Source organism: Aeromonas sp. 602396 (genome assembly GCF_049173735.1).
Classification (GTDB): Bacteria; Pseudomonadota; Gammaproteobacteria; order Enterobacterales; family Aeromonadaceae; genus Aeromonas; species Aeromonas veronii_A.
Window position 1 is genome coordinate 63,595 of the sequence record NZ_JAAKSD010000019.1, and the last position, 7,936, is coordinate 71,530.

The following is a 7,936-nucleotide window of genomic DNA, read 5'->3' on the forward strand; positions in this document are numbered from 1 at the left end:
TCGTCATCCTCTCGCCGTCCGGCAAACAGGTGACGAACAGAGCCTCAGCTCTCCCCATCCGGTTGTTCCTGTTGCTCTTCATCTTCTTTCTTCACGTAGAAGCGGGCAAAGAACAGACCTATCTCCCACAGCGCCCACATCGGGATGGCAAGCAGGGTCTGGGAGAAGACATCAGGCGGCGTCAGCAGCATGCCGACCACAAACACCCCGACGATAACGTAGGGACGTTTCTCCTTCAGGTTTTGCGGTGTGGTCACGCCGGTCCAGCAGAGCAGTATGGTCGCCACCGGAATTTCGAACGCCACCCCGAACGCGAAGAACAGGGTCAGTACGAAGTCCAGATAGCTGGCGATGTCGGTCGCCACCGTCACCCCTGCAGGTGCTGTGCTGGTGAAGAAACCGAACACCAGCGGGAACACCACGTAGTAGGCGAACGCCATCCCCGCATAGAACAGCAGGGCACTGGAGACCACCAACGGCATGATCAGGCGCCGCTCATGCTGGTACAGACCGGGGGCGATAAAGGCCCAGGCCTGATAGAGCAGATAGGGGATCGCCACGAAGAAGGAGACCACCAGGGTCAGCTTGATCGGCGTCAGGAAGGGGGTCGCCACATCCGTCGCGATCATGCTGGTCCCTTCCGGCAACTGGCTGAGCAGCGGCTGGGCCACGAAGTCGTAGATGTTGTTGGAGAAGTAGATCAGCGCCAGAAACACCACGAGGATGGCGGTAATGGAGCGCAGCAAACGGGTTCTCAGCTCAACCAGATGGCTGATCAGGGGTTGTTCGGCCTGACTCATGGCTTCACCTCCCCTTTTACTGCGGAGTCGCTGACCGGCACCGGCTCGCTCTCCCGCTGGCTGTTGACCGGCGGCACGTCGTGGCTCAGCTGCACCGCAGGCTCCACCGGCGTGACAGGCTCAGCCTGGGCGACCGGCTCGGGGCGCGGCGGACGGATCTCGTTCTCCACCTGATAGGGGCGATTGACCGACTGGGCCGCCGCCTTGAGCTGTTCGATGGACTCCTGCAGCTCGGGGCTCAGGTTGCTCATCTGCAACTGTTCCGCCTTCTTCAGGTCGTTATGCAGCTCTTGCAACTTGAGCTCCTGCTCCAGCTCGGACTTGACCGAGTTCGCGGTCGAACGAATGAGGCGGATCCAGTGGGTAGCCGTGCGGATGGCAACCGGCAGCCGCTCGGGCCCCAGTACCACCAGTGCTACCACACCGATAACGACCAGCTCCCAAAAACCGATATCGAACATGGCTTAGGCCTGGTCTTTGTCTTTCTGCTTGGCGGTCTCACTGCTCTGAGTGGCCGCTTCGTTCAGCTGTTTCGGGGGAAACTCGGCATCTTTCTGCTCGGCCTTGGCATCAGCCGGCTCGTCGGAGAGGGCTTTCTTGAACCCTTTGACCGCCGCGCCCAGATCACCGCCAATGCCGCGCAGTTTCTTGGTACCGAACAGCAGCACGACGATGACTGCGATGATCAACAATTGCCAAATACTGATACCACCCATGATTTTCTCTCCAGAACAGGCGCCTGACGGCGCGGTTGTTGATTAATGGGAACGGGTTCGCAACCAGCCGACCAGCCAGCAGAGGGCTGCACCGGCGAGACTGGCTTGTCCCCACTCAATGTGTTGTTTTTGGGTCAGCAAGAATACACCCGCCAATAGCAGGCTGGCTCCAACCCCTAAGAGGTAGCGGGCCTGCCCCTGCCGACGGCTGTGACGGCGGAACTCGGCAAACATCTGGTCGAAATGACGCTGCTGATGACGGGTCTGGCGCAGGGTCTCATAGACCAACTCCGGCAGCTCCGGCAGCTTCTCCGCCCAGAATGGCGCCTTCTCCTTGATAGCGTTCAATACCGACTTGGGCCCGACCTGTTCGTGCATCCAGTTTTCGAGGAACGGCTTGGCGGTCTGCCACAAATCGAGCTGCGGGTAGAGCTGACGCCCCAACCCTTCCACATAGAGCAGGGTCTTTTGCAGCAGCACCAACTGCGGCTGCACCGTCATATGGAAGCGACGCGCGGTGTTGAACAGGTTGAGCAGCACGTGACCGAACGAGATCTCGGAGAGCGGCTTCTCGAAGATGGGCTCCAGCACGGTGCGGATGGCGAACTCGAACTCGTCCACCTTGGTGTCTGCCGGTACCCAGCCCGACTCCACGTGCAGCTCTGCCACCCGACGATAGTCGCGGTTGAAGAAGGCGAGGAAGTTCTCAGCCAGATAGCGTTTATCTTCCCGATTGAGGGTACCGACGATGCCGCAGTCGATGCCGATCCAGAGCGGGTTTTCCGGGTGTTCGTAAGAGACGAAGATGTTGCCCGGGTGCATATCGGCGTGGAAAAAGCTGTCGCGGAACACCTGAGTGAAGAAGACCTCTACCCCGCGCTCGGCCAGCAGCTTCATGTTGGTGCCGTTGGCTTCCAGCGCCGGGATATCGGAGACCGGAATACCGTAGATGCGCTCCATCACCAGCACCTGCTCGCGGCAGAGATCGGTGATGATTTCAGGCACATAGAGCGCCTCGGAGCCGGTGAAGTTGCGGCGTAGCTGGATGGCGTTGGCCGCCTCGCGCATCAAATTCAGCTCGTCGAGGATGGTCTTGCGATACTCCTCCACCACCTCGATGGGGCGCAGCCGCGCGCTCTGGGGCACGAAGCGGGCCACCAGACGGGCCAGCGCCTGCATCAGTCGCAGGTCGGCCTCGATGACTGGCTCGATATCGGGGCGGATCACCTTGATGACGATCTCGCGGCCACTCTCCTTCAGGCGGGCGGTATGCACCTGGGCGATGGAGGCCGACGCCAGCGGCGTCTCGTCGAAGTCGTCAAACAGGGTTTCGATGGGACAACCCAGGCTCAGCTCGATCTGCTGGCGCGCCGCCTGACTACAGAAGGGGGGCACCCTGTCCTGCAGCAGGGCCAGCTCCTCGGCGATATCCGGCGGCAGCAGGTCGCGGCGGGTCGAGAGCATCTGGCCAAACTTGATGAAGATGGGGCCGAGAGCCTCGAAGGCGAGGCGGATGCGGGCTCCGCGGCTGAGATCCGGTTGTTTGTTCTTGAGCCAGAACAGGGAGCGACGGGCCAGACGACCCGGCCAGGGTTGATAGCGGGCGGGCACCAGTTCGTCGATGCCCTGCTCCAGCAGGATGGTGATGATGCGATAGAGGCGTTTGAACTCCTTCGGGGTCATCAGGTCACCTGCTGTTCGAAGCGGGCCAGCCGCAGTTCGACGGCCTTGAGCTGCTGGGCCAGCACCTCGACGTCATCGTTGAAACTCGCCACTTCCAGCGGGCCGGGTGCGAGGCGGGCCTCTTCGGTCAGATATTCCGCCAGCTGGCTGAGGGTGCGGCACAGCTCGCGACCGACCAGGCGACGCGCCTGACGGGCACCACTGAACAGGGTGTGGGCCAGCACGTCGCCGGTATAGCGCGACAGCTCCTCCTCCCAGTCGATATCCAGCTCACCCAGCAGCACGCTAAATGCCTGCACCAGCTGGGGATCACCGCTCAGATCCAGCTTCTCCTCGCGGATATAGCGGGTCAGAGCGGACGGTTCTTTCAGCAGACCGAGGGCGGTCAGCGACAGGCTGAGCACCGCATCGGCCTCACCTTCATGCTGGGCCAGCACATCCAGCCGACGCTCGGAGAAGACAAACCAGAGCGGCTTGAGTTCACGCAGCTCCAGCTTGAACACCTTGCCCACCAGTTTGCGCAGCCGCTCCGGGCTCTGTTTGTCCAGCGCCAGCAACTGGTTGAGGCTGGTTTCGATCACCGCGGTGACCATGGCATCCATCGGCATAGGCAACCTTAAAACTTGTAACCGCGGTGCAGGGCGACCACACCCTGAGTCAGATTGAAGTACTCCACCTGCTCGAAACCGACATTTTCCATCATGCCGGCCAGGGTCTGCTGATCCGGGTGCATACGAATAGACTCTGCCAGATATTTGTAGCTTTCACTGTCGTTCGCGACGATTTCGCCCATTTTCGGCAGCAGTTTGAAGGAGTAGAGGTCATAGAGCTTGGCGATCACTTCACTGACCGGCTTGGAGAACTCCAGCACCAGCAGACGGCCACCCGGCTTGAGCACCCGGAACATGGAGGCGAGCGCCTTGTCCTTGTCGGTGACGTTGCGCAGGCCGAAGCCGATGGTGATGACGTCGAAGTGGTTATCCGGGAAGGGGAGCGCCTCGGCATTGGCCTGCACGTAGGAGACGTTGTTGGCGACCCCCAGATTGCGCAGCTTGTCGCGGCCCACTTTCAGCATGGAGTCGTTGATATCTGCCAGCACCACCTGACCGGTCTCGCCGACGATGCGGGAGAACTTGGCGGTCAAGTCACCGGTACCACCGGCCAGATCCAGCACCTTCTGGCCCTTGCGCACACCGGAACAGTCGATGGTGAAGCGCTTCCACAGGCGGTGGATGCCGAACGACATCAGATCGTTCATCAGATCATACTTGGCTGCCACCGAATGGAAGACACCTGCTACCAGAGTTTCCTTCTCGGTCGCGGCCACGGTTTTAAAGCCAAAATGCGTTGTCGTTGCTTGTTCTGACATCCCTTAAACACCCATAGAGCAAAGAATGGCCGCCAGTTTACCAGAGCCACTGGCGTCCGGACACCTTAAACCCGGCTCGCAACCAACTGCATGCCCAGCACCACCATGGCCAGACAGAGGAAGAGATTGAGACCGATATTGAGCAGCGCTTTCAGATAGGCCCCATGTTGAGCCAGCACTACCGTATCGAGGGCAAAGGAAGAGAAAGTAGTCAGGGCACCGAGGATCCCCACCATCAGCAGCGGCTTCATCGGGTGTTCTACCACATGACCATGACTGATGAGGGCGAATGCCACCCCCATGATGAAAGAGCCCACCACGTTGACCACCAGAGTCCCGTAAGGAAAGTGGCGCCCCAGCAGCAAGGCCATCAGTTCGGCAATCCCAAAACGAAGGCAGGCGCCGATGGCGCCCCCTGCAGCAACATAGAACCAGGTTTGCATGGTGTCACTCCCTCAGGGTCAGGCCGCCATTATGTCGCAATGGCGGCCCTTGTGCCCAGAGGCGGAACTAATCGACATCCAGCCTGATTGAAATCTCAGCGGCGAAAATCGATGGGCTCTGGCTGACCCAGCACGATTTCGGTCTGGGCCGGGCGGGTCTGGGCAATCGCCTTGCCGTTGCGGATCGAGTAACGCACCGGCACCTGGCGGCGCACCGCATCAAAGCCATTATCGGCGGGCAGGATCAGCAGGTTGGCTGGTTTGCCCACCTCGATACCATAGCGATCCTGCACATTCAGGGTGCGGGCGCTGTGGCTGCTGATCAGCTTCAGACCGTCGTTGATCTGCTCGTAACCCATGATCTGGCAGACATGCAGCCCCATGTGCAGCACCTGCAACATGTTGGCAGTGCCCATGGGATACCAGGGATCGAACACGTCGTCGTGACCGAAGCAGACGTTGATGTTCGCCTCCAGCATCTCCTTCACCCGGGTAATGCCGCGGCGTTTGGGATAGGTATCGAACCGCCCCTGCAGGTGAATGTTCACCAGCGGATTGGCCACAAAGTTGATGTCCGCCATCTTCAGCAGCCGGAACAGGCGGGAAGCATAAGCGCCGTTGTAGGAGTGCATGGCGGTGGTGTGGCTGGCGGTGACTCTATGACCGATACCCCGCTCGTAGGCCAAGGTCGCCAGCGTCTCGATAAAGCGAGACTGCTCGTCATCGATTTCGTCACAGTGCACATCGACCAGAACCTGATACTTCTCGGCAAGATCGAAGATGTAGTGCAGACTTTCGACACCATATTCCCGGGTGAACTCGAAATGGGGAATAGCACCGATCACATCGGCCCCCAGCTTGAGCGCCTCCTCCAGCAGTGCCTTGCCATTCGGGTAGGAGAGGATCCCCTCCTGCGGGAAGGCAACGATCTGCAGCTCGACCCACTCCTTCATCTCCTCCCGCACTTCCAGCATCGCCTTGAGCGCGACCAGATTGGGATCGGAGACATCGACGTGAGTACGGACAAACTGGATGCCGTTGGCGATCTGCCACTTCAGCGTCTGGATGGCACGCTGTTTCACATCCTCATGGGTCAGCAGCGCCTTGCGCTCGGCCCAGCGCTCGATCCCCTCGAACAGGGTGCCGGAGAGGTTCCAGCTCGGCTCGCCCGCCGTCTGGGTGGTATCGAGGTGAATATGGGGCTCGATAAAGGGCGCGATGGCAAGACCGCCCTCCCCGTCCAGCACCCGACCGGCGACGGCATGTTCGTCATGGGGTTCGATGGCTGTGATGACCCCATCCTGACAGCGGATCTGCCACAACCCTTCCCGATCGGCCAAACGAATATGTTGAATCAGCATTTGTTAGCTTCCTGTACCAGAACCGGCCGCTGGGTGAGGCGAACCAGAATGAAATAGGTGAAGGCGGCGCCCAATACCGCGTTGAGTGGCACTATGCCCGGCAGCGACTTGCCGACAGCCACCCCGACTGCCGTGGCGACCAGCGCCTGCCAGCGCACCGTCTCGAACTGCTGATCGGCAAACTGACGGTAACGCTCACGATTGAGCAGGAAATCCATGATGATAATGCCACCGATCGGCGGAATTGCCGTACTCAAAAAGGCCAGCCAGCCGACAAAGTTGTTGTAAAGCCAGAGGGCACAGGCGGTGCCGACTAGGCCGTTGATCACGCTGAGCGGCTTGCTCTTGAGACCGGTAATATTGGCAAAACCGAGGCCGGAGGCGTAGAGAGCGTTGTCGTTGGTGGTCCAGATATTGAGGCCCAGCACCAGAATGGCGGGGATCAACAGCCCCTGCATCAGCATCACTTCCGAGATATCGGCCTGCCCCGTTACCGCCGCACCAGCTGCACCGAAGACGAACATTAGCGTGTTGCCCAAAAAAAACGCCACCATGGTAATCATGACGGCGCCCCAGGGTTTGCGACCAAAGCGAACAAAGTCGGCGGTCAGGGTTCCTGCACTGATAAAGGAACCAACCACCATGGTCAACGCCGTGGTGAACTCGATGGGATTGCTTGGTTGTACCTGCTGCAGTGCAGCCATGCCACCGGTCGAGGTCACCGCCAGCCAGACCGAGTAGCCGCCAAGCAGTGCAATGGCCGGTACGGCCACAAAGCTCAGCACCATCAGGGCGGAGATACCGAAGTAGACGGTTACCGTCATCAGAATGCCCGAAATGGCGATCAACCAGTTCACATCGATGCCGGTCGCCTTCTGCACCGGCAGGGCAAACATCGCCACACCAACGCCAAACCAGCCGACCTGAGTACCGCCCAGCAGCAGCGAAGGCAGCCAAGAACCTTTCACCCCAAAGGAGTAACGAGCCAGCAGATGGGTAGAGAGACCGGTTGAGGCACCGATATAACCAAGACAGGCTGTGTAGATACCCAGCAGCAAGTTGCCGAGCAGTACCGCCTTGATGAAGTCATCGAACACCAAGCCGGTGCCCAGCGCACCACCGGTCCACATGCTGGCAGAGAAGAAAGTCAGGCCGAGCATCACCAGCATCAGCGAAAGCACACCTTTGCGCCCTTTGGCGGGTACCGCCCCCAAACAGTATTCGTTATCCTGCGCCATGCTCTTTCTCCACGTAATAGGCAAAACGCGCCGGATTTTACATGTAAAACGTTTCGCGTCAATCAATCATGGTTAAATATATGGATAAAACCATCAACAGCAGTCAAATGAGTAACACATTAGGACTAAAACCAGCAGATAAACAGTGTCGGCTGCAAGCAGAAGGGGTTGCGGGAATAGGGAATGTAAGGGGATATCAAAAAATGACGGATGCAAAAAAGCCTCCCTTTTCAGGGAGGCTTTCTATTTAATGGTGCTGATACCCAGAATCGAACTGGGGACCTCATCCTTACCAAGGATGCGCTCTACCGACTGAGCCATATCAG

10 protein-coding genes are annotated in these 7,936 nt (G+C 59.3%); 1 reads left to right on the forward strand and 9 read right to left on the reverse strand.

From position 1 onward, the window contains the following. Positions 1 to 44: 44 nt before the first annotated feature. The 9 genes from tatC to codB all read right to left on the reverse strand — a co-directional run bounded on the left by tatC (position 45) and on the right by codB (position 7,610). A complete protein-coding gene (gene tatC, locus G5229_RS19140; RefSeq protein WP_058058793.1) occupies positions 45 to 800 on the reverse strand; it encodes a twin-arginine translocase subunit TatC in 756 nt (251 codons plus the stop codon). After that, the gene (gene tatB / locus G5229_RS19145) at positions 797 to 1,261 is read right to left on the reverse strand and encodes a Sec-independent protein translocase protein TatB (RefSeq protein ID WP_019446666.1); all 465 of its coding nucleotides are present in this window, start codon (positions 1,259 to 1,261) and stop codon (positions 797 to 799) included. Before tatB ends, tatC begins: the two co-directional genes overlap by 4 nt. 3 nt (positions 1,262 to 1,264) lie before the next feature. Then, a complete protein-coding gene (gene tatA, locus G5229_RS19150; protein WP_005339385.1) occupies positions 1,265 to 1,516 on the reverse strand; it encodes a Sec-independent protein translocase subunit TatA in 252 nt (83 codons plus the stop codon). A gap of 42 nt (positions 1,517 to 1,558) precedes the next feature. Next, the gene (gene ubiB, locus G5229_RS19155; protein ID WP_236320662.1) at positions 1,559 to 3,199 is read right to left on the reverse strand and encodes a ubiquinone biosynthesis regulatory protein kinase UbiB; all 1,641 of its coding nucleotides are present in this window, start codon (positions 3,197 to 3,199) and stop codon (positions 1,559 to 1,561) included. Next, on the reverse strand, positions 3,199 to 3,807 hold the full coding sequence (locus G5229_RS19160; protein WP_335842069.1) for a ubiquinone biosynthesis accessory factor UbiJ: 609 nt from the start codon (positions 3,805 to 3,807) through the stop codon (positions 3,199 to 3,201). Before G5229_RS19160 ends, ubiB begins: the two co-directional genes overlap by 1 nt. 8 nt (positions 3,808 to 3,815) lie before the next feature. Continuing rightward, complete coding sequence (gene ubiE, locus G5229_RS19165) at positions 3,816 to 4,568, reverse strand: bifunctional demethylmenaquinone methyltransferase/2-methoxy-6-polyprenyl-1,4-benzoquinol methylase UbiE (RefSeq protein WP_005342396.1); 753 nt, start codon at positions 4,566 to 4,568, stop codon at positions 3,816 to 3,818. A gap of 65 nt (positions 4,569 to 4,633) precedes the next feature. Beyond that, positions 4,634 to 5,011, reverse strand: a complete 378-nt coding sequence (gene crcB, locus G5229_RS19170; RefSeq protein ID WP_005339378.1) for a fluoride efflux transporter CrcB — start codon at positions 5,009 to 5,011, stop codon at positions 4,634 to 4,636. A 95-nt stretch (positions 5,012 to 5,106) separates the two neighbouring features. Further along, a complete protein-coding gene (locus G5229_RS19175; protein ID WP_335842068.1) occupies positions 5,107 to 6,372 on the reverse strand; it encodes a cytosine deaminase in 1,266 nt (421 codons plus the stop codon). Continuing rightward, positions 6,366 to 7,610 carry a cytosine permease gene (gene codB, locus G5229_RS19180; protein ID WP_335842067.1) on the reverse strand — a complete coding sequence of 415 codons (1,245 nt, stop codon included), beginning with the start codon at positions 7,608 to 7,610 and terminating at the stop codon, positions 6,366 to 6,368. The genes G5229_RS19175 and codB overlap by 7 nt, the downstream gene beginning before the upstream one ends. An 80-nt stretch (positions 7,611 to 7,690) precedes the next feature. Between codB and G5229_RS19185 the strand changes: the two genes are divergently transcribed. Next, positions 7,691 to 7,861 carry a hypothetical protein gene (locus G5229_RS19185; protein ID WP_421210065.1) on the forward strand — a complete coding sequence of 57 codons (171 nt, stop codon included), beginning with the start codon at positions 7,691 to 7,693 and terminating at the stop codon, positions 7,859 to 7,861. Positions 7,862 to 7,936 lie beyond the last annotated feature (75 nt).